The following is a 21,491-nucleotide window of genomic DNA, read 5'->3' as shown; positions in this document are numbered from 1 at the left end:
GTCGGATTGGAGTAAAAATAAATGGCTATTACACGAAGAAGTTTTCTTAAAGGTGTAGCAACCACAAGTGCAGCGTCAGTTATCGGTCCAAGCTTATTGGCTTCAGCATCTGCAAACGCAGCTGAGTCTACTGGTACTTGGAAAGTAACAGGTTCACACTGGGGCGCGTTCCGCGCCCACATCTACGCGGGTAAAGTTCAAGAGATCAAACCGCTAGAGCTAGACCAGAACCCAACAGAAATGTTGAACGGCATCAAGGGCATTATCTACAGCCCATCACGTGTTCGTTACCCAATGGTTCGTCTAGATTGGCTGAAGAAGCATAAATACAGCGCTGAGACGCGCGGTAACAACCGTTTCATCCGTGTAACTTGGGATGAAGCTCTAGACCTGTTCTACCGTGAGCTAGAGCGTATTCAGAAAGAATACGGTCCATGGGCTCTACACGCAGGTCAAACTGGTTGGAACCAAACTGGTGCGTTCAACAACTGTACAGCACACATGCAACGTGCTGTAGGTATGCACGGTAACTTCATCACTAAAGTAGGTGACTACTCGACTGGTGCAGGTCAAACCATCATGCCTTACGTACTTGGTTCAACAGAAGTTTACGCACAAGGTACGTCTTGGTCTGAAATCCTAGAGAACTCAGACAACATCATTCTTTGGGCAAACGACCCAGTTAAAAACCTACAAGTAGGTTGGAACTGTGAAACGCACGAATCTTTCAACTACCTAGCGCAGTTGAAGGAAAAAGTAGCGAAAGGCGAGATCAATGTTCTTTCTGTAGACCCAGTTAAGAACAAGACTCAACGTTACCTAGAGAACGATCACCTATACATTAACCCGCTAACAGACGTAGCATTCATGCTTGCTGTTGCGCACGTACTGTACAACGAAGACCTATACGACAAGAAGTTCATTGAAACTTACTGTCTAGGTTTCGAAGATTTCATCAAGTACGTTCAAGGTGAAACGAAAGATAAAGTTGTTAAAACACCTGAGTGGGCTGCACCTATCTGTGGCGTGAAAGCGGACAAGATTCGTGAATTCGCACGCATGCTAGTGAACGGTCGTACACAGATCCTTATGGGTTGGTGTATCCAACGTCAAGAGCACGGTGAGCAACCATACTGGGCAGCAGCAGTAGTTGCAGCAATGGTTGGTCAAATCGGTCTACCTGGCGGTGGTATCTCTTACGGTCACCACTACTCAAGTATCGGTGTACCTTCAACTGGTTTCGCGGGCCCTGGTGGTTTCCCTCGTAACCTAGATACTGGTATGAAGCCGAAGTGGGATAACAACGATTTTAACGGTTACAGCCGTACTATCCCTGTTGCACGTTGGATCGACTGTCTGCTAGAACCAGGCAAAGAGATCAACTACAACGGTGGTAAAGTTAAGCTTCCGGACTTCAAGATGATGGTGATCTCGGGTTGTAACCCATGGCACCACCACCAAGATCGTAACCGCATGAAGCAAGCGTTCCAGAAACTACAAACAGTAGTAACGATTGAGTTCGCTTGGACGGCAACGTGTCGTTTCTCTGATATCGTGCTTCCAGCATGTACTCAGTGGGAACGTAACGATATCGACGTATACGGTTCTTACTCGAACAAAGGTCTGATTGCTATGCATCGTCTAGTGGACCCATTGTTCCAATCTAAGCCAGACTTCCAAATCATGAGTGAACTGACTCAACGCTTTGGTCGTCGCGACGAGTACACTCGTGGCATGAGCGAGATGGAATGGATCCGCAGCCTGTACAACGATTGTAAGAAAGCGAACGACGGTAAGTTCGAAATGCCAGAATTTGATGAGTTCTGGGAGAAGAGCGTACTAGACTTCGGTCAAGGTAAGCCTTGGGTTCGTCACGCTGACTTCCGTCAAGATCCAGAAATCAACCCACTGGGTACACCTTCTGGCTTCATCGAGATCACTTCTCGTAAGATCGGTCGTTACGGTTACGAACACTGTCAAGAACACCCGATGTGGTTCGAGAAATCAGAACGCTCACACGGTGGTCCTGGCTCTGACAAACACCCGTACTGGCTACAGTCTTGCCACCCGGACAAGCGCCTGCACTCTCAGATGTGTGAATCTGAAGATTTCCGTGCTACTTACGCTGTTCAAGGTCGTGAGCCTGTATACATCAACCCAGTTGATGCGAAAGCAAAAGGCATTAAAGACGGTGACTTGGTACGTGTATTTAACGACCGTGGTCAGCTTCTTGCTGGTGCTGTACTTACTGATAGCTACCCACGTGGGGTTATCCGTATCGAAGAAGGTGCGTGGTACGGTCCTCTAAACGAGAAAGTAGGTGCAATTTGTACTTACGGTGATCCTAACACACTAACTCAAGACATCGGTTCTTCTGAGCTAGCACAAGCGACTTCTGCGAACACATGTATCGTAGACTTCGAGAAATTCACTGGTAAAGTTCCACCAGTGACTTCATTCGGTGGCCCGATCGAAGTTGCTTAATCAGAGCACTAAGCTATGAATGAAATACCAGCCCTCGGGCTGGTATTTTTTTGACCAAAATTCAGTGAGCGTTCTCTCAATAACCAGTTTGAATAAATTGAGATGCAACGGATTCGTGACGTTGATAACGAATTGGGTGAGAGAAGGGGAGGATAATGCGCTTAATGAAACAATAATAATTAAGTGAGTAGATTCTCTATGGCTCAGACCATTCAATTGGCCAATCACACTGAGATTTCAGTGAGTGATAACGATCTTCAATTTGAAGTCGTAGGCAACCAAATCCATTTTTCTTTTGCCGGGATACACAATAAAACCTTCACCGATCGTGAAGTCTTGTTCCAAATGCCTTTTCTCTATGAGCAAGGTGCAACGGTGCTTGGCGACGGTTTCCAAATGTTGGTGCAGACCAGCGGTACCATTTCTCAACCTATCGATATTGGTCGCTGCCCAGATAACAATAATTCCTACCGTATTTACCCAGAGAGTGCACCTAAGCGTTACTACAACTACTTAGCTGTTGAAGATGCCGCAGGTTACACCTTGTTTGGCTTTACGTCTTGTCATCGCTTTGCAGGCTATTTTGAGGTGCAGGCGCACGGTGAGCATTGGGTTCTTTCTGCCTCTATTGATGGAGAACATACCCAAGTAGCGGATTGGGAACATAACACACTGGAATCTGTGGCTATATTACGCGGTCAATCTCTGTCTGAGCTTTACCAACAATACAGTGAGATGCTTGCCGAGCATCACCCAGTGCGCAATGGTGTCACTCAGGATGCGCCAATTGGCTGGTGCTCTTGGTATGCCTACTACGCGGATGTGACCGAAGGCAACGTTTTAGAAAACGTGGAATGCATGCAAGACAACCTAGCTGAGCTCGAATGGGTACTGCTAGATGATGGCTACCAAGCATTTATGGGAGATTGGCTAACGCCTTCGGATAAGTTCTCTGGTGGTGTGAAAGAACTGATTCACAACATTCGCGCGAAAGGCAAAAAGCCAGCGATTTGGATGGCACCATTCATTGCCCAGCCAGAATCAGAAATCTTCAAAAAGCATCCCGATTGGTTTGTGCGTCACGAGGACGGAAATCTCCTGAAAGCTGAAGATGTCACTTATGGCGGTTGGCGTTGTACTCCTTGGTACATTCTCGATACTTCAAATCCTGAAGTGCAAGATCATCTAACCCACGTTGTGTCCGTCATGCGTCAAGAGTGGGGCGTTGAGTTATTCAAATTAGACGCAAACTACTGGGGCACTTTAAAAGGTAAGCGCAGTCAATCGGGCGTAACCGGTGTAGAAGCCTACCGCATGGGTATGGAAGCGATCGCTAAAGGGGCGGGAGATGCCTGGCTGCTAGGTTGTAACGCACCAATGTGGCCTTCTTTGGGGCTCGTTGATGCCATGCGTGTTTCTGATGATGTAGAGCGCCATAGCCATCGCTTTGAACAAATCGCGAAAGAGACCTTCTTCCGCAGTTGGCAGCATCGCAAGTTATGGCAAATTGACCCAGATTGCGCGACATTCACTTCATTACCAAACCAAGCAGCCTCGCGTGAAGATTATCAGTTCCACCGTAACGTGTTACTTGCGTGTGGTGGCCTACTGCTTTCCGGTGATCCTCTACCAGAAATCACCCCATTTACGAGTAAGACGCTAGCGAAACTGATGCTGCGCCAACGTCGTAATCAAGAATCGGCTAAGTTTACCGCGCTAGGTTTAAACCATGCTTTCCTACCGCTGACATCTAAAAACGATCTGCACTGTTTGTTCAACTACGCGAACGATGAAGCGACAGAGTTTACGCTTACCGCAGACCAACCAACAGATTGGTATGATTACTGGACCGGGGAGAAGCTCAATCAAGAGCCATGTCAGTTATTGCTGGTCAGTTTGGATAAGGGGCTGAATGCTAAAGCTATCGTGACCGCATAGCCTGATTAGATTGAAAAAGAAAAAGAGCCTCGATTGAGGCTCTTTTTATGTCCATTTACATGTGTACCAGGCGATTAGTATTCAAATAGGAAGAAGTACCCGTAGCCGACAATCAACGCAGGGATGGCCGAGTAGACAGTCGCAACTAACGCCGCTTTCGGTGCCATAGCAATGGCAGGGAATAGGGCATCACCATCATTTGAAATAGCATTTGATAACTGTGCCGATAATGGCACCGCGCCTGAGATATACAGACTGGTAACCAGAATTTGTGGCCCACAGCCCGGAAGCAGGCCAATTGCAAGGCCAATCAGTGGCATCCAAATCCCCCAACCAGAGAACGTAGAGCCTAAATCCAGACCAGAGAAGTACGTGGTGAGCTCGAAAGCGAGGAAAGCCAAAATTACCCATGCGCTAACAAAGTTAGTATCTTGCGCCGCTTTTTGAATTGGGTGGGAGTCGATGATTTTGTCATCTTCCGATACGGTCGATTGGTAGTCGCCAAGTTCCTTAGTCATTGCCCACAGGAACATACTGATCACCGCAAACGTCGCCCCTAACCACTCCATGGTGTTGTCTTTCAAACCAAGCATTTGGTTAATATCGACTTGAAAAGAGCCAAGTACTGCAACGATAGTGACAGGCACAAGCAACCATTTCCAAAACGCACCTTGCAAGTTAATCGCGCGCTGCTCCATTGGGGTATGTGTGTCGCCGTGGCTGTTACAGCACTGTGCTTGAGGTGATTGTTCTTTCTGCTTTGGGCGCAGAAAATCATCGGTATGGAAAGCGTTCACTACCCAGCCAGACAACGTACCAACCACGATGCCCAAGCCGATGATACTAAAACCCGTCGCAGGCTTTGCCGCAAGCAACAAGAAAGCCGCATCGCCCATGGTTGAGGTAAGCACGGCAACGATAGCGCCAAAGCCAACACGTCCGCTGATAAATTGTGTTGTTACAACAATTGCACCACCACAACCAGGAAGCGCACCAAGCAGTGCAGCAAAGAACACTTGATGGCTACGAGAGCGGTGGTAAAGCGCGGTTAATCGATTAGTCTTCGACATGAAATTCGACAGGTAGTGGTAGATCGCGAGCGTTGCAGCAACATAACAAGAAACGGCCCAGAACGAATCCGATAGCGTGGCGACGGTGACATCTCTTGTCGCTTCACTTGCTAATAGCGCGAGCAACGCAACGGGTAGCAAAAGTCGCTTATAAGCAAGGCGAAATTGAGCAGGTTGCAGCAACGGGTGTGCTGAATTAAAAATCTTGGTTGCGTTCATAGTAAGCTTAAATGCAAATGGTAATAATTCTCATTATATGAAAGTGAGAATTATTCGCAATAGGCCGTAACAACTTTTCTTCGTGTCAATCTCCCTTAAATCAGGTAAAGTAAGCGCCTTTGTGAGCAAACCCGCTTCCTCGGTGTAATTCGTTATGCAATTCACCCTGTTAGGAAGCCATCAAATTGACTTGAATAGGAAGAAACATGATTCTAGTTGTAGGTCATAAGAACCCAGACAGTGACAGTATTTGTAGTGCACTAGTTGCAACTGAACTTCTAAAGGCGCGTGGTGTTGAAGCAATGCCAATTCGTCAGGGCGAAATTAACCGTGAAACTCAGCACATCCTAGAAGTAGCTGGCGCAGAAGTTCCTGAGCTACGCACTTCAGTAGCTGGCGAAACTGTTTGGCTAGTAGACTACTCAGATCTAGCGCAAGCACCAGACGACATCGCTGAAGCTGAAATCGCGGGTATCGTTGACCACCACCGTCTAGGTGACGTGATGACAGTGAACCCAATGGAAGCATGGATCTGGCCTGTTGGTTGTACTAACACAGTACTATTCAACATGTTCAAGATTGAAGGTCACGAGATCAAGCCTCAAATCGCTAAGCTAATGATGTCAGCTATCCTATCTGACACAGTAGGTTTTGCTTCTCCAACTTGTACTCAAAAAGACAAAGATGCTGTTGCTGAGCTAGCGGCTATCGCAGACGTACAAGACGTTGACGCATTCACTAAAGATCTTCTAATTGCTAAGACAAACATTGAAGGTCTATCTGCGGCTGAACTTGTTGAAAAAGACCTTAAAGGTTACCCATTCAACGGTCGTGACGTAGTAGTAGGTCAGGTTGAACTTGCAACTCTAGAGCAAGTTGACGGCATGATCGAAGCACTAGAAGCCGATCTAGAGGCGCGTTGTGCAAACGACAACCTAGCATTCGCTGCTGTTATGCTAACAGACATCACTACTGCTCAAACTCGTCTTCTTTACAAAGGTGAGTGGGCTGAGAAACTTGTTAAGCACGAGAAAGACGGCATGCTAATGATGGAAAACACTCTAAGCCGTAAGAAGCAAGGCTGGCCTTGGCTTCAAACTGAGCTTGTGTAATTTCATTATTACCGACGTATACTGTAAATGCCCGCCAATAGGTGGGCATTTTTCTATGGGAATAGGAGACGAACATGTCTGAAGCATTAACCCAAGAGCAAATGGACACCATCAATCGCTACAACGAAGAGCAGCGATTGAAATACTGTGTGAAGGAAATCGTAGCAAACCGTAAAGTGTGGATTCTGAAGGATGAACACGGCTGCGTGATGTTAAACACAGAAGACGACGATTGTGTACCAGTGTGGCCAAACGAAGAGTTTGCACAGCAGTGGGCGACAGGCGACTGGGAGGAGTGTGAGCCAGAGGCTATCTCTTTGAACAAATGGCACAGTCGTTGGACGTCGGGTTTAGAAGATGATGAGCTGTCTGTTGTGGTTTTCCCAAACCAGAATGAAGAAGGCGTGGTGCTGTTTCCAGATGAGTTTGATTTCGAACTGCGCAAGCAAGCGAGCCGTCGTTAAGCATTACTTCTGACATTCAGAGACTAAAAAGCCTGTGTTGATGCAGGCTTTGTTATTTTTAGAGGAAGGTTTTTAGAGGAAGCGAATATTAGAAACTTACTACTCGCTCAATCTTTAGTGGTTTGGCGCTTTGTAGAAGTGGCTCTCTACCAATCGCTGAGTAATCGCATGCTCTGGATTGGTCAGCACTTGGTTTGTCTCACCAAACTCCACCACTTCGCCTTCATGCATCACCATTACTTTGTCGGTAATGTGTTTCACGATGCCAATATGCTGAGACACGTAAACAAACGACAAGCCCATCTCTTCTTGCAACTCTAAGAATAAGTTGATGATCTGAGAGCGCATCGCCATGTCTAGACCGTTTAGTGCCTCATCAGCAACGATGATGGAAGGTTGCAGGATAAGAGCACGAGCAAGACATACACGCTGCTTCTGACCTGCTGCAAGCATTTGTGGATAGAAATAAGCATGCTCTGGCAGCAAACCTACGCGCAACAGAGTATCTTTTACACGCTTCATACGTGCATCCGGCGGCATGTTAGTGTTTCGTTTTAACGGACCTTCCAAAATGCGGCCAATCTGAATGCGCGGGTTCAAAGAGGTGTTTGGATCTTGGAAAATCATGCGAATTAGCTTACAACGCGTCGAGTAATCTTCGTGTTCAAGGCGCTCACCGTTTACACGAATCTCACCGGAACTTGGCTCAACCACACCCGCTAACATACGTGCTAGGGTTGATTTTCCTGAGCCGTTTTGGCCAATAAAGCCAATGGTTTGACCCGGCTCTAGGGTAAAACTAACCGGTTTAACCGCTTCTTTGACTGTTCGTTTAAACAGTCCTGAGCGCGTGACAAACTGTTTCGATAGGTTATCGACTTCAAGCAACGCACTCATGAATGTTTCTCCGTGTTCAATGGGAAGTGACAGCTAAATTTATGAGTCTTGATACGTCTCGTATGGGGTATCTCGACACATTGTCTTTGTGCATAAGGGCAACGAGGTCCTAAGCGGCAGCCGATTGGCAAGTGCTGCAAAGGGGGGATTGACCCCGGTAGTGATTGCAATTTCTGCTTATGAGGAATCCAATCATTAAAGTCGGGCATTGCTTTGAGCAGTGCCGCAGTATATGGATGCTTCGGAGCCTCAACCAGCTTCTCGGTGTCAGCGGATTCAACCGATTGGCCGCAATACATTACCGTAATACGATTCGCCCATTGAGTAATGGTGGTCAAGTCATGGCCAATCAACACAATCGTGGTGTTGTTGAGCTGATTCATTCGGCTCAACAAACGCAGGATTTGTGACTGCGTAATTGGGTCAAGGTCGTTGGTAGGTTCATCGGCAATCAAGATCTTTGGCTTGGTTGCAATGGCCATCGCGATCATGACTTTCTGACATTCACCGTCAGTTAACTCGTAAGGGTAGCTGCCCATCAAGCGTTTGTGATCTTTGATGCCCACTTTGTGGAGTAGGGCAATCGCCTGTTTTTTACGCCATTTGAATCGTTCCCACCATTTTCCTTCGAAAGAGCGAGAAGGGATCGATTCGATCAATTGACGTCCTACTTCTTCAGAAGGATCTAAACAGGTCGAAGGCTCTTGGAAGATCATCGCGATATCGCGAGCTATCACTCGTCGGCGCTCTTTCGGTGTCAATTGAAGCAAGTCAATGTTACCAAGGCGCATTCGGTCCGCGGTGACTTTCCAGTTGTCCTTACAAACGCCAACAATTGCTTTGGCAACCAGACTCTTACCTGAACCTGATTCGCCCACTAGGCCACGGATTTCCCCTTCATTTAGGGTAATGCTCATGCGGTCGACGGCTTTCACCAAACCTGATGGCGTTTCAATTTCAATGGTTAAATGTCGAATATCTAGTAACGGCATTATTCGATCCCCGCATTGAGCGCTTGGCGTACACCTTCACCCACTAAGTTTAGAACAACCACGGTAAACATAATGGTGAGACCCGGTAGCGTCACAGTCCATGGTGCGATGTAAATCAGCTCAACGGAGTCGCCAAGGATTGCGCCCCATTCAGTACTTGGTGCTTGAGCACCCAAACCAAGGAAGCCTAGTGCGGTGATATCTAAAATTGCTACAGACAATGCCAGTGTGATTTCTGCAGCAATCACCGTTAGAACGTTTGGCAGAATCGAGTTCCACAGTAAGTAGAAGTCATTGGCACCATCTAAGCGAGCGGCCATGATGTAGTCTTTTTCTACTTCCGTATGGACCGCGATGTACACCGAGCGAATAAAGCGCGGAATCAAAGCCAAGCAGATTGCCAGAAGGATGTTGAACTCACCAAAGCCAAGGAAAGCCACGAAGATGATCGCCAGTAGTAGAGATGGGATCGACATTACGGTATCGAGCAAGTGGTTCAAAGTACTCGATAACAGACCTTTAGTCATGCCTGCCAGAACACCAATAAAACAGCCAATCAAACCAGCAATGACCGTTATGGCGACGGCTGCACCGAATGTCAGCTGAGAACCCATAATCAGACGTGAAAGGATGTCACGCCCCAAATCGTCTGTGCCAAGAAAGTAGTCCACGGCGCCTGCTGGTGCCCATGATGGAGGCACAAGTAGTTCGCCCGATTGAGCTTGTGGATCATAAGGCGTAAGGAATGGCGCAAATATGGTGATCAGGATGATGAAAATCAGACACCACAAGCCAAACATTGCCAAGCTGTTGGCACGGTAGCTACGCCAGAATCGTTCGAACTGAGTTGGAATGCGTTCTTCCTGATAAACGTTATTTGTTAGCATACCATTCCTTTCTCACCAGAGGGTTAATCATGGCACCAATCAAATCCGAAAGGATGTTGGCAGTTAAAACAAGGGTTGCTAGCACCATTACGCCTGCTTGAATAGAAGCGTAATCTTGATTTGAAAGTGCATCCAACAACCAACGACCAATACCCGGCCAGTTGAAGATAGATTCAGTAATGATCGCTAGCGTGATCATGCTAGAAAGCTGAACACCAACTTTTGGCACAATAGGCGGAATGGCGTTACGTAGCACGTGTTGTGTCACGATCTCGCGGTTGGATAAACCTTTGATTCGTGCAGCACGGATGTAGTTTTGGCTCATCACTTCTGCCACTGATGCGCGCATTAAGCCGATAACTTGGGTAGTAGGAGCAAGCGCTAATACCAAACATGGCAAGATCATGTGTTCGATAACGCTTTGTAGTGCGTGTGCTCGGTATTCACCTTTTGCCATGAATGCATCAATGATGGCGAAACCCGTTACGTGGTCAATCTCGTACAGTAAGTCATAGCGGCCAGCAACGGGGAACACGTGATACTGCAACGAGAACATCATGATCAACATCAGCGCAACCCAGAAGATAGGCGCCGAGTAACCAGACATAGAGATAAATGAGATGCTGGTATCTAACCATTTACCCTGTTTCATGCCTGCAATCGTGCCCAGCGGGATGCCGATAAGCAATGAAACGACAAAGGCAAAGAAACACAACTCGAGTGTTGCAGGGAAGACAATGGCTAACTCATCGTAAATTGGATTTCCGTTCTTGCTGATACCAAAATTGAGCTGTGATAGCTCAACAAGGTAGCTTTGCCAGCCTGCCCAAAATTCAACGTTTGCCCAATGAGAACTCGGATCCAAACGCAATAGCGAAAAGCCCACTAACGTGAGAATCATCAAAGTGATGACAAATAGATTAAGACGTCTTACGGCGTACCAAAACATTAATGGATTCTCTCAACTCTATCAAAAGGTTGTGCATTGAAAGGGCTCGATTTAAAACCTTTCAGCGATTTGTCGTGGACACGGAATTGAACGCCGTGAGCCAATGGAATAACTGGGAATTCTTCATTGAGAATATTCTGCGCTTGGCGATATAGGTTCAAGCGGTAACGTTGCTGTTGAGTTTCTAGTGCAAGATCCAACAAGAAGTCGAAATCATCGTTACACCACATCGAAACGTTCAAACCAACGCGTTCTGATTCACAAGACAGCAGAGGGCGGAAGAAGTTATCCGGATCGCCCGTATCCCCAATCCAACCAGTGAGCAGCAAGTCTACATCATTGATGTTTTCCAGTTGGGTACGTTCAAAGCGGTCATCAGTCAGCAGTCGTAACTCGACGCCAATGTCTGCGAAGTTTGCTTGAATCAGCTCTGCGGTCTTACGCGGACTTGGGTTAAAGGCGCGTGGTTCCAATGGCACCCACATAGTCAATTGCAGACCTTTCTCGTAACCCGCCTCTCGAAGAAGGGCTAGAGCATAATTACGGTCATAACGTATTTTCACGCTGTCTTTTTGGTAAGCCCAAGAGTTAGGTGGAAGTAGGGTGTAAGCTTGAGTGCCAGTGCCGTAATACACTGAATCAAGAATGTTCTGGCGGTTGATCGCTAGGTTCAATGCTTGGCGAACACGAGCATCGCGCAGAGCTGGGTGTTCAGTGTTAATCGCGATAAATGAGACGTTATTAGCAGGCGTTGCGGTTAACTCTAGCTCTTCCGTTTCTTGAATGATTGGAATCTGACTCGAAATTGGTGATGCAAGCACATCACACTCGTTTCTAAGCAGCTTAGCGAGCGTGCCAGTACCGCGGTGAGAAATGTCGAACACCACCTGCTCCATCTTGGCTGGCGACTTCCAATATTTAGGGTGGCGCTCAAGACGAATCAAGTCGTTCACTTGGTACTCTTTGAGTTGGTAAGGACCAGTACCGATAGGTAACATATCGATCTGCTCTTTCTCATCTTTTGCTGCAAGCTGCTGGCCATATTCGGCAGAAAGTAGCACGGCATGACTGGTCGCAATATTGGCTAGAAAGGCAAAATTAGGTTGAGAGAGCACAAACTTCACTGTGTCGTTATCCACAGCGACAACATCTTTCACCAAGTTTTGGAAATCCAAACCTGCAAACCATGGATAAAAACCACCACCGACGTCGTGAAACGGATGGTCTACATCAATGATTCGCTTGAAGCTGAATACCACATCTTGTGCATTAAAAGGTCGTGTAGGTGTAAACCATGCTGTCTTTTGAAACTGAACACCCTGTTTAAGATTAAACGTGTATTCGGTGCCTTCTTCATTAACGGACCAATTTTCTGCAAGATTTGCAACGGGTTGATGGGTTTTGGGATCAAGTGTGAGCAGCGTATCGTATAGCTGAGGGCTAAGTGCTTCGGCAGTGATGCCGCTGTCAATGAGCTGAGGGTTAAACGTGGTTGGCTTACCTTGCCCGCAAAACACAAAGCCATTCTCTCGAATATCATTGTGATCGATTTCATCACCACATGCGGTGAGTAAGCTAATACCAATCAGGCTCAGCGATAGTCTTATAAAAGCTTTCATAATATGAAATGGTCATTGGACTTTGCTTGCTCCCTCAGCTGTTTGCTTCAAGGATGACAAGCGAAAATGATCTCGCTAATTTATCACCTTTGCTAACTCGCTCCAAACATAAAATCGTTGAGTCGCGGGGTGTTAGATCAAATTACCGTATCATTGTCTGGTTGTTGACCTTATTTGCCTCTCAAATTGCTCACTAATTTGTGTAAAACACTCGCGTTTACTAAAACCGCTTGTTTTCCTTCAGTATAGTGAGCCATTACTCGAGTGAGAGGGCATGTGGCAATTATCCTTGACCGACTAAGCCATATTTTCTGACCATACCTCTAAGCTGGTGGTAGCTTAACCCCAATAATTCTGCGGCTTGGCGTTGGTTAAACTTCGCTTCTTCTAGTGCTCGGTTTAGCAATTCAATATCTTGATCTTCTTGCCACTGCTTGTAGTCCAGAGGGAAGTGGATTGCGGAGTGCGGAGTGGCCTCTGTTGTCTCGGTTTCTTCCTGAGCGGCAGTGTGGCCGAGTGAGTTATCCCAACCCGTTTGAAATGGGTTGAAGATAAGGTGTTCGATAGGATCTGAATTGAGGCCGTGACGATAGATTGCTCGTTCAATCACATTCTTTAATTCACGAACGTTGCCCGGCCATTCGTAATCGAGCAGTGACTGTTGTGCCTCTTCCGTAAAGCCAACAAAGTATTCCAACTGCAATTCACGACACATCTTGATCGCGTAATGCTCGGCAAGGGAAAGGATGTCTTCTTTTCGCTCCCTCAGTGGCGGAAGCATGATGACATCAAAGGCCAAACGGTCGAGCAAATCCGCACGGAAATCCCCTTGTTCTGCCAGTTTTGGTAAATCAGCATTGGTTGCACAAACCAAACGAACGTCTGCAGTTAGTGCAGTGTGTCCACCAACGCGCTCGTATTCGCCATATTCAATCACACGTAGGAGTTTTTCTTGAACGAGGAGTGGCGCGGTCGCCAATTCATCAAGGAACAAGGTGCCACCTTCGGCGCGTTCAAAGCGGCCTTTATGCTTACCTTTCGACCCTGTAAATGACCCCGATTCGTGACCAAACAGCTCGGAGTCAATCAAACCCTCGCTTAATGTCGCACAGTTTAGAGAAAGCAGTGGCTTATCCCAACGCTTTGATAAATAGTGTAAACGTTGCGCGATGAGCTCTTTACCTGTGCCTCGTTCCCCAATAATAAGAACGGGCCGCTCAATCGGCGCAAGTTGTGATACTTTATCTAATACGGCGAGAAAGGCGGGCGATTCACCAATGAGGTTCTGCTTCATAAAATCCTTCTTATTTTCTGTCTGGCCAAGATTTACAGTATTGAAGTTGGTGAAATTTACCAACAGTTGGTAAAAACCATCATAGCATAACGGTATGCAACAACAACAAAATGCGTAAGCTATTGTTTAATATAGACAATAAAAGTTGGCACGCTACTTGTTACATGTAAAGGGAGACACAAGGTGAATCACCGCCTTGTCGAGTTTTAATAGGAAAAAAGAGGAGTTCCGTTATGGGTATTTTTTCTCGTTTTGCAGATATCGTTAACTCAAACATCAGTGCATTGCTAGACAAGGCGGAAGATCCTGAAAAAATGATCCGTCTTATCATCCAAGAAATGGAAGACACACTTGTAGAAGTGCGTACTAACTCGGCGAAAGCGATTGCAGACAAAAAAGAGTTGGCTCGCAAAGTCGAAGCACTAGAAGAGCAAATCACTGAGTGGGGCCAAAAAGCAAGCCTAGCACTAGTGAAAGAGCGTGAAGATTTGGCACGTGCTGCTCTGATTGAAAAGCAAAAGCTAGAGCAAGTGATTAAAGGTCTTCACACTGAACAAACACTTGTAGAAGAAACGATCGAGAAGCTAACAGGCGAAATCGGTAAGTTAGAAGCAAAAATCACGGAAACTCGTGCGAAGCAACAAGCGCTAGCAATTCGTAACCAAACGGCATCTAACCGTCGTGATGTACAAAAGCAGCTACATGCAGGTCGCACAAATGAAGCGATGGCAAAGTTTGAGCAATACTCTCGTAAGATTGACGAGATGGAAGCAGAAGCAGACCTATACGCGAAAACAGGCAACGCAAAGTCACTAGACCAAGAGTTTGCCGAGCTACAAGCACAAGACGAAATTGAAAAAGAGTTGGCAAAACTGAAAGAACAGATGTCATCGAACGATAAATAAGAAAGGAGCCATTTATGTCGACATTTTTTATTACTGGACCATTGATTGTCTTTTTAATCTTTGTCGCTCCACTATGGCTCTTCTTACACTATCGCAGCAAACGCAAAGCAGATAGTGCACTGTCGAGCCAAGATCTTGAGCGCCTTCAGGTACTGTCTGAAAAAGCGGAAGCGATGCAGTCTCGAGTTGAAACATTGGAGCGTATCCTAGACTCAGAATCCCCAACGTGGAGACGTAAGTATGATTAAACGAGAACTGTATCGTGACCCAGTAAATGGCAAAATCTCCGGCGTGTGTGCCGGAGTCGCAAACTACTTTGGCGCGGAAGTTTGGTTGATTCGTATCGTTGTGATTTCCGCTGCTTTGTTGGGCGGTACTTTCCTAGTCTTGTTGGCTTATATTGCGATGACCTTCATGCTAGAAAAGCAGCCGGTGACCTACACTGAAAACATTAAGTCTCGTCAAGAGCACACGCTGAAAAGTAAGCCTTGGCAGAAAGGACAAAGCCCAGATCAGCTGTTAAGTGTATTAGAGAGCGACTTTAATCGTCTTGATGGCAAAATTCGGAACATGGAAGCGTATGTCACTTCTGATACTTATCGCGTAAACAGAGAGTTTAATAATCTCTAGTGATTAATTACTGATTTATTGATAAAGCAGGCTGCGGCCTGCTTTATTTTTGTCTCAAATTGCTATTTTTAAAGAATTTTTTTGCTCTGATGCTCTAGAAGAACGCCCCAAATTCATCTACTTTAAAAGGAATGGATCTTAAATGGATGAATTAACATGAGAAAAGCGCTCATTCCAATCGCTGTCATGACGGTTCTCTCAGGATGTGGAAAAGAGCTACCACCAGTCCCTGAACCCGAATCCCGGCCCGCCAAACTTTTCACGGTCTCTGTAGGCAATGCTCAGTTTGAAAGACATTTTCCTGCCACCACAGAAGCCGGTGACCGAGCAGTACTCGCATTCCGAGTGCCTGGTTTACTTCAATCAATAGAAGTGAATGCTGGACAAATGGTTAAAAAAGGCGATGTACTTGCCGTACTCAACCCTGACGAGTACTCACTCCTAGAAAAACAAGCTCGCGCGAATTACACCTTAGCCGATGTTCAATACGAACGCTCGAAAAAGCTTCGTAAAGAGCAAGTGGTGTCCGAGCAAGATTTCGACGCAGCAAAAGCCAATCACAACTCGGCAAAAGCACAGTGGAATCAGGCTAAAGCGAACCTGAGATACACTAAACTTGTTGCCCCTTATGACGGCACTATTTCTTATCTTCCTGCTGAAAATCATGAATACGTGGCGGCCAAAGAAGGCGTCATGAACATTCAAACTAACCAAGTGATGAAAGTGCTGTTCCAGCTACCAGACCACTTGCTGAGTAAATTTACTCAAGGAGCCAATGCCTACGCGACGATGACGTTTGATGCGTTTCCTGAGCAGTCGTTTGAGCTGACTTTCCAAGAAATTGATACTGAAGCAGACCCAAAAACCGGCAGTTATAAAGTCACCATGGTAATGGCACGCCCTGAAGGGGTAGGTATCTTGCCTGGTATGTCTGGAAACGTACATTTAGTGTCTGAAAATGCGGGCGCAACAAGAATCCCGAGTTCAGCGATCTTCACTGAAGATGGTAAGACGTGCGTTTGGCGAGTCACTGACCAAGGCATTGTCGAAAAAGCGTCTGTCACTCTAAATGAGAAACAACAAATTGAGGCGGGCTTGGATGATGGTGACCAAATCATCGTATCTGGCGTGAATGTCATTGAGCCGGGTATTAAGGTTCGTGAGTGGGTGAAGGAGCGAGGATTGTAATATGAAAGGAGTCTTAGCTTTAACCACTCTATGTTCGGCGATGTTACTTGCTGGCTGTGGTGATAAAGGGCCGGAAAGAGAATTAGAAACCCCTCGTGTTCGCGTTGCTTCCTTGGAAGGAAAAAAGGTTGATGACAACTTGTATTTCCCCGCTGTAGCGAACGCTGCTGATCGTTCACATCTGAGTTTCCGTGTAGCGGGAGAGGTAAGTCGCGTATTAGTCAAAGAAGGCGATAAGGTTATTAAAGGTGACGTGATTGCCACGCTAGATCCAACCGACTACCAACTGGATGTCGATAACGCATCGGCGCGTTTTTCTGTCGTAGACAGTCAATATCGCCGTTCAGCGCCTCTAGTGAAAAAAGGCTTACTGGCAAAATCTCAATTTGATGAAATTGCAGCACAACGCCAAATTGCACTCGCGGAACTGGAACTTGCAAAACTGCGTTTGTCATTTACGGAGCTGAAAGCGCCGGTTGACGGCATCATCTCTCGAGTAAACGTCGATCAGTTTGAGAACATTCAAGTTGGTCAATACATTGTGAACATTCACAGTGTGGACCGCGTTGAGGTTCTGATTCAGCTCCCAGATCGTTTGTATGTGAACCAGCCTCCGACAGAAGAGCTTTTATCGGGCATCAATGCCGTGGTTCGTGTACCGAGTGGTAACGAATATGAAGCGCATATCAAAGAGTTTACAACACAGCCTGATCCAGACACTGGCACGTTTACTGTGACGCTGTCGCTGCCAATGCCTAAAGATGAATACATTCTTGACGGTATGGCAGTGGATGTAACATCAAAAGATGAGAAAACAGGTCTCGATCTCAATATCGGCATCAACGTGCCAATTGAGGCGATCTTCAATGCTGATGGTGATGATCTGAGTCGCGAGAACAAGTTTGTTTGGGTCTTGAATGACGACAATACGGTGACTCGTAAGCAAGTCCGCGCTGGCAAAGCGTCGCAGACCTCGGTACAGATTCTCGACGGCTTAGAGCTTGACGACAAAGTGGTTGTCGCTGGTGTTTCCCGATTAAGAGATGGCATGAAAGTGGAAGTGGTTAAGCAGGAGGCAACTCAATGAGTGAACATAACAATGTTGCGCCTCAAAAAGATGATGATGAAAACGTAACGGGCATCGCGGCGTATTTCATTCGTAACCGTGTAATCAGTTGGATGGTATCGCTGATCTTTTTGATTGGTGGTGTTTCCGCGTTCTTTGGTTTAGGTCGCCTAGAAGATCCGGCCTTTACGATCAAAGATGCAATGGTAGTGACTTCTTACCCTGGAGCAACCCCACAACAGGTTGAGGAAGAGGTGACTTATCCACTGGAAAAAGCCATCCAGCAGCTCACTTATGTGGATGAAGTTAACTCGATTTCTAGCCGTGGTTTATCACAAATCACCGTGACCATGAAAAACAACTATGGTCCGGATGACTTGCCGCAAATATGGGATGAGTTACGCCGTAAGGTCAACGATCTGAAAGGCTCATTACCGCCGGGTGTGAATGAACCGTCGGTCATTGATGACTTTGGTGATGTATATGGGATCTTGCTTGCGGTCACTGGTGATGGCTATAGCTATAAAGAACTGCTCGACTATGTTGACTATTTGAGGCGTGAGCTTGAACTGGTTGATGGGGTGAGCAAGGTTTCGGTTTCAGGCCAACAACAAGAGCAAGTCTTCATTGAAATTTCGATGAAGAAGTTAAGTAGTCTTGGTCTTTCTCCAAATACCGTCTTTAACTTACTGTCGACCCAAAACGTCGTTTCTGACGCCGGTGCGATAAGAATTGGTGACGAGTACATCCGCATTCAACCAACTGGTGAGTTCCAAAGTGTTGATGAGCTTGGCGATCTATTGTTGACCGAGTCGGGTGCACAAGGACTTATCTTCTTGAAAGACGTTGCCGAAATTAAACGTGGCTACGTCGATGTCCCAACCAACATCATCAACTATAACGGCCAATTGGCGCTGAACTTGGGTGTTTCTTTTGCTCAGGGCGTGAACGTTGTTGAAGTGGGTAAAGCATTTGACCGTCGTGTTGCAGAGCTGAAGTACCAGCAACCCGTTGGCGTTCAGATTTCAGAGATCTACAACCAACCGAAAGAAGTGGACAAGTCGGTTAGTGGTTTCGTTATCAGCTTGGCACAAGCGGTTGGTATCGTAATCGTTGTTCTACTCTTCTTTATGGGTTTGCGCTCTGGTTTGCTGATTGGTTTGATCTTGTTGTTGACCGTATTAGGTACCTTCATTTTCATGAAGTACTTAGCCATCGACTTGCAGCGTATTTCACTTGGTGCCTTGGTTATTGCTCTAGGTATGCTGGTGGATAACGCCATCGTGGTCGTGGAAGGGATACTGATAGGTACCCAGAAAGGGCGAACGAGACTGCAAGCTGCTACAGACATCGTCACGCAAACTAAATGGCCACTATTGGGTGCGACGGTTATCGCGGTAACTGCATTTGCACCGATCGGTTTGTCTGAAGACTCGACGGGTGAGTACTGTGGTACCTTGTTTACGGTACTGCTTATCTCGCTCATGCTGAGTTGGTTCACTGCAATCTCGCTAACGCCATTCTTTGCGGACATCTTCTTCAAAGGCCAGAAAATTAAGAGTGGCGAGGGTGAAGACAATGACCCATACAATGGCATTGTGTTTGTCATGTACAAGAAGTTCTTGAGCTTCTGTATGCGCCGCGCATGGTTCACTGTTGTTGTTTTGGTTGCGGGACTGGCGGCAAGTGTCTACGGGTTTACCTACGTTAAACAAGCCTTCTTCCCATCTTCAACCACGCCTATTTTCCAATTGGATGTGTGGCTGCCTGAAGGGACAGATATTCGAGCGACGAATGACACGCTGAAAGAGCTGGAAGGTTGGCTCGCTGAGCAAGATCACGTTGATCACATTACCACAACGGCTGGTAAAGGCTTGCAGCGTTTCATGCTGACTTATGCGCCAGAGAAAAGCTACGCAGCTTACGGTGAGATCACCACGCGTGTTGAGAACTATGAAGCCTTAGCGCCATTAATGGATCGCTTTAGAGAGCACATCAAAACCAACTACCCAGAAATTAACTACAAGTTAAAGCAAATTGAATTGGGCCCTGGTGGCGGTGCGAAGATCGAAGCGCGTATCATTGGTTCTGATCCTACTGTGCTTCGTACTATCGCAGCGCAAGTGATGGACGTAATGTATGCCGACCCTGGCGCGACTAACATCCGTCATGACTGGCGTGAACGTACACAAGTGCTAGAGCCTCAATTTAACGAGAGCCAAGCTCGTCGTTACGGCATCACCAAGTCTGACGTTGATGATTTCCTATCTATGTCGTTCTCGGGCATGACGATCGGTCTATACCGCGATGGCACTACACTAATGCCAATCGTTGCGCGACTACCTGAAGATGAGCGTATCGACATTCGTAACATCGAAGGCATGAAGATCTGGAGCCCTGCGCAGAGTGAATTTATTCCTCTACAACAAGTGACCATGGGCTACGACATGCGTTGGGAAGACCCAATTATCGTTCGTAAGAACCGTAAGCGCATGCTAACGGTGATGGCAGATCCGGATATCTTAGGTGAAGAGACGGCAGCAACACTGCAAAAACGTCTGCAGCCAGCGATTGAAGACATCGAAATGCCACCGGGTTACTCGCTAGAGTGGGGTGGAGAATATGAATCATCAGGCGATGCTAAGGCGTCATTGTTTACGACGATGCCGATGGGCTACCTATTCATGTTCCTGATTACTATCTTCTTGTTTAACTCCATCAAAGAGCCACTGATTGTTTGGCTAACGGTGCCCCTGGCATTGATCGGTGTAACAACCGGTCTACTCGCCCTGAATACGCCGTTTGGCTTTATGGCATTGCTAGGCTTCTTGAGCTTATCAGGTATGGTGCTGAAAAATGGTATCGTACTGCTTGATCAGATTGAGATTGAAATGAAGTCGGGCAAAGAAGCATATGACGCAGTTGTGGATGCAGCGGTCAGTCGTGTTCGTCCTGTATGTATGGCAGCAATTACTACGATTCTAGGTATGATTCCACTACTACCGGATATCTTCTTTAAACCGATGGCCGTAACCATCATGTTTGGTTTGGGTTTTGCGACCGTACTGACACTAATTGTCGTTCCAGTGTTGTATCGTCTATTCCACAGGGTGGCAGTGCCAAAATAACGGCTGAGTTTAAATAACGTTCTAAAGCGCCTCTGGCTAACGTCAGGGGCGTTTTTATAAGGATTGAATATGGAACAAAATACGTGTGCATGGGCGATGAACCATCCACTTGAGCGCGAATATCATGATGCAGAGTGGGGTGTACCCGTTTATGACGATAACGTGTTGTTTGAGTTCATCACGTTAGAAGGCGCGCAAGCCGGTTTAAGTTGGATTACGATTTTGAAAAAGCGAGAAGGCTATCGCCAAGCATTCGAAAACTATGACTTAGATAAGCTCATTCAACGTGATGAAGTACGTACTGAGTTTATCGTTGAAAATTTCGACGTGGTTAAGCACCGTGGCAAAATTAACTCGGTATTTAGCAACGCTAAAGCGGCAAAGCAATTAATCGAAGAATACGGCAGCCTATCTAATGCTCTATGGCAGTTTGTTGATGGCAAACCTATAGTGAATCATTGGACAGACATGAGCCAAGTGCCAGTCTCTACGGAACAGTCCAAAGCAATGAGTAAGTTCCTTAAAAAGAAAGGCTTTAAGTTTGTGGGCGAGACGATCTGCTATGCCTTCATGCAAGCAGTCGGTATGGTCGATGACCATATGGTAAGTTGCCCGAAAAAATCCAACTGATCGGTTTTGCTTATTGAAT

18 protein-coding genes are annotated in these 21,491 nt (G+C 46.6%); 11 read left to right on the top strand and 7 right to left on the bottom strand.

Annotated elements, in window-relative coordinates; all coding sequences use genetic code 11:
• Positions 1-21 precede the first annotated feature (21 nt).
• Together torA and KHO06_RS11580 are read left to right on the top strand one after the other, a co-directional pair.
• Positions 22-2,484, top strand: a complete 2,463-nt coding sequence (gene torA / locus KHO06_RS11585; protein WP_212581620.1) for a trimethylamine-N-oxide reductase TorA — start codon at positions 22-24, stop codon at positions 2,482-2,484.
• 198 nt (positions 2,485-2,682) lie between these two features.
• The gene (locus KHO06_RS11580; protein WP_212581619.1) at positions 2,683-4,422 is read left to right on the top strand and encodes an alpha-galactosidase; all 1,740 of its coding nucleotides are present in this window, start codon (positions 2,683-2,685) and stop codon (positions 4,420-4,422) included.
• Between the two features lie 74 nt (positions 4,423-4,496).
• On the opposite strand, the gene KHO06_RS11575 is transcribed toward KHO06_RS11580, so the two are convergent.
• Positions 4,497-5,711 carry a putative manganese transporter gene (locus KHO06_RS11575; RefSeq protein ID WP_212581618.1) on the bottom strand — a complete coding sequence of 405 codons (1,215 nt, stop codon included), beginning with the start codon at positions 5,709-5,711 and terminating at the stop codon, positions 4,497-4,499.
• A gap of 206 nt (positions 5,712-5,917) precedes the next feature.
• Between KHO06_RS11575 and KHO06_RS11570 the strand changes: the two genes are divergently transcribed.
• Both KHO06_RS11570 and KHO06_RS11565 read left to right on the top strand, forming a co-directional pair.
• Positions 5,918-6,823: a manganese-dependent inorganic pyrophosphatase gene (locus KHO06_RS11570; protein WP_038889496.1), complete on the top strand. Its 906-nt coding sequence runs from the start codon at positions 5,918-5,920 to the stop codon at positions 6,821-6,823.
• Positions 6,824-6,897: 74 nt separating this feature from the next.
• Entirely contained in the window at positions 6,898-7,287 is a 390-nt protein-coding gene (locus tag KHO06_RS11565; RefSeq protein WP_005425781.1) for a DUF2750 domain-containing protein, read from the top strand.
• Between the two features lie 114 nt (positions 7,288-7,401).
• Here KHO06_RS11565 and KHO06_RS11560 read toward each other — a convergent pair whose 3' ends face one another.
• From KHO06_RS11560 to pspF, 6 genes are all read right to left on the bottom strand, one after another.
• Positions 7,402-8,184, bottom strand: coding sequence for an ABC transporter ATP-binding protein (locus KHO06_RS11560; RefSeq protein WP_005425767.1), 783 nt, complete (start codon positions 8,182-8,184; stop codon positions 7,402-7,404).
• Positions 8,181-9,176, bottom strand: coding sequence for an oligopeptide/dipeptide ABC transporter ATP-binding protein (locus KHO06_RS11555; protein WP_005425745.1), 996 nt, complete (start codon positions 9,174-9,176; stop codon positions 8,181-8,183). The genes KHO06_RS11560 and KHO06_RS11555 overlap by 4 nt, the downstream gene beginning before the upstream one ends.
• Positions 9,176-10,063 carry an ABC transporter permease subunit gene (locus KHO06_RS11550; RefSeq protein ID WP_005425771.1) on the bottom strand — a complete coding sequence of 296 codons (888 nt, stop codon included), beginning with the start codon at positions 10,061-10,063 and terminating at the stop codon, positions 9,176-9,178. Before KHO06_RS11550 ends, KHO06_RS11555 begins: the two co-directional genes overlap by 1 nt.
• On the bottom strand, positions 10,050-11,012 hold the full coding sequence (locus KHO06_RS11545; protein WP_038889495.1) for an ABC transporter permease subunit: 963 nt from the start codon (positions 11,010-11,012) through the stop codon (positions 10,050-10,052). The genes KHO06_RS11550 and KHO06_RS11545 overlap by 14 nt, the downstream gene beginning before the upstream one ends.
• Entirely contained in the window at positions 11,012-12,631 is a 1,620-nt protein-coding gene (gene sapA / locus KHO06_RS11540) for an ABC transporter substrate-binding protein SapA (RefSeq protein WP_038889494.1), read from the bottom strand. Before sapA ends, KHO06_RS11545 begins: the two co-directional genes overlap by 1 nt.
• Positions 12,632-12,914: 283 nt before the next feature.
• Complete coding sequence (pspF, locus tag KHO06_RS11535; RefSeq protein ID WP_005425749.1) at positions 12,915-13,925, bottom strand: phage shock protein operon transcriptional activator; 1,011 nt, start codon at positions 13,923-13,925, stop codon at positions 12,915-12,917.
• 233 nt (positions 13,926-14,158) lie between these two features.
• Between pspF and pspA the strand changes: the two genes are divergently transcribed.
• The 7 genes from pspA to KHO06_RS11500 all read left to right on the top strand — a co-directional run bounded on the left by pspA (position 14,159) and on the right by KHO06_RS11500 (position 21,472).
• The gene (gene pspA, locus KHO06_RS11530; protein ID WP_005425704.1) at positions 14,159-14,830 is read left to right on the top strand and encodes a phage shock protein PspA; all 672 of its coding nucleotides are present in this window, start codon (positions 14,159-14,161) and stop codon (positions 14,828-14,830) included.
• A 14-nt stretch (positions 14,831-14,844) separates the two neighbouring features.
• Positions 14,845-15,078 carry an envelope stress response membrane protein PspB gene (pspB, locus tag KHO06_RS11525; protein WP_005425720.1) on the top strand — a complete coding sequence of 78 codons (234 nt, stop codon included), beginning with the start codon at positions 14,845-14,847 and terminating at the stop codon, positions 15,076-15,078.
• Entirely contained in the window at positions 15,071-15,460 is a 390-nt protein-coding gene (pspC, locus tag KHO06_RS11520; RefSeq protein ID WP_005425740.1) for an envelope stress response membrane protein PspC, read from the top strand. The genes pspB and pspC overlap by 8 nt, the downstream gene beginning before the upstream one ends.
• 156 nt (positions 15,461-15,616) lie before the next feature.
• Positions 15,617-16,648 (top strand): efflux RND transporter periplasmic adaptor subunit, encoded by a 1,032-nt coding sequence (locus KHO06_RS11515; RefSeq protein ID WP_045418234.1) that lies wholly within the window; start codon positions 15,617-15,619, stop codon positions 16,646-16,648.
• Between the two features lies 1 nt (position 16,649).
• Complete coding sequence (locus tag KHO06_RS11510; RefSeq protein ID WP_045368577.1) at positions 16,650-17,735, top strand: efflux RND transporter periplasmic adaptor subunit; 1,086 nt, start codon at positions 16,650-16,652, stop codon at positions 17,733-17,735.
• Complete coding sequence (vmeI, locus tag KHO06_RS11505) at positions 17,732-20,842, top strand: efflux RND transporter permease subunit VmeI (RefSeq protein WP_212581617.1); 3,111 nt, start codon at positions 17,732-17,734, stop codon at positions 20,840-20,842. The genes KHO06_RS11510 and vmeI overlap by 4 nt, the downstream gene beginning before the upstream one ends.
• Positions 20,843-20,911: 69 nt before the next feature.
• The gene (locus KHO06_RS11500) at positions 20,912-21,472 is read left to right on the top strand and encodes a DNA-3-methyladenine glycosylase I (protein WP_005529300.1); all 561 of its coding nucleotides are present in this window, start codon (positions 20,912-20,914) and stop codon (positions 21,470-21,472) included.
• The last annotated feature ends 19 nt before the right edge of the window (positions 21,473-21,491 follow it).

Origin of the sequence: Vibrio sp. B1FIG11 (assembly GCF_905175335.1) — a bacterium.
Lineage (GTDB): Bacteria > Pseudomonadota > Gammaproteobacteria > Enterobacterales > Vibrionaceae > Vibrio > Vibrio campbellii.
The sequence above is the reverse complement of the archived record's forward strand: the minus strand, read 5'-3'. Positions and strand labels throughout refer to the sequence as shown.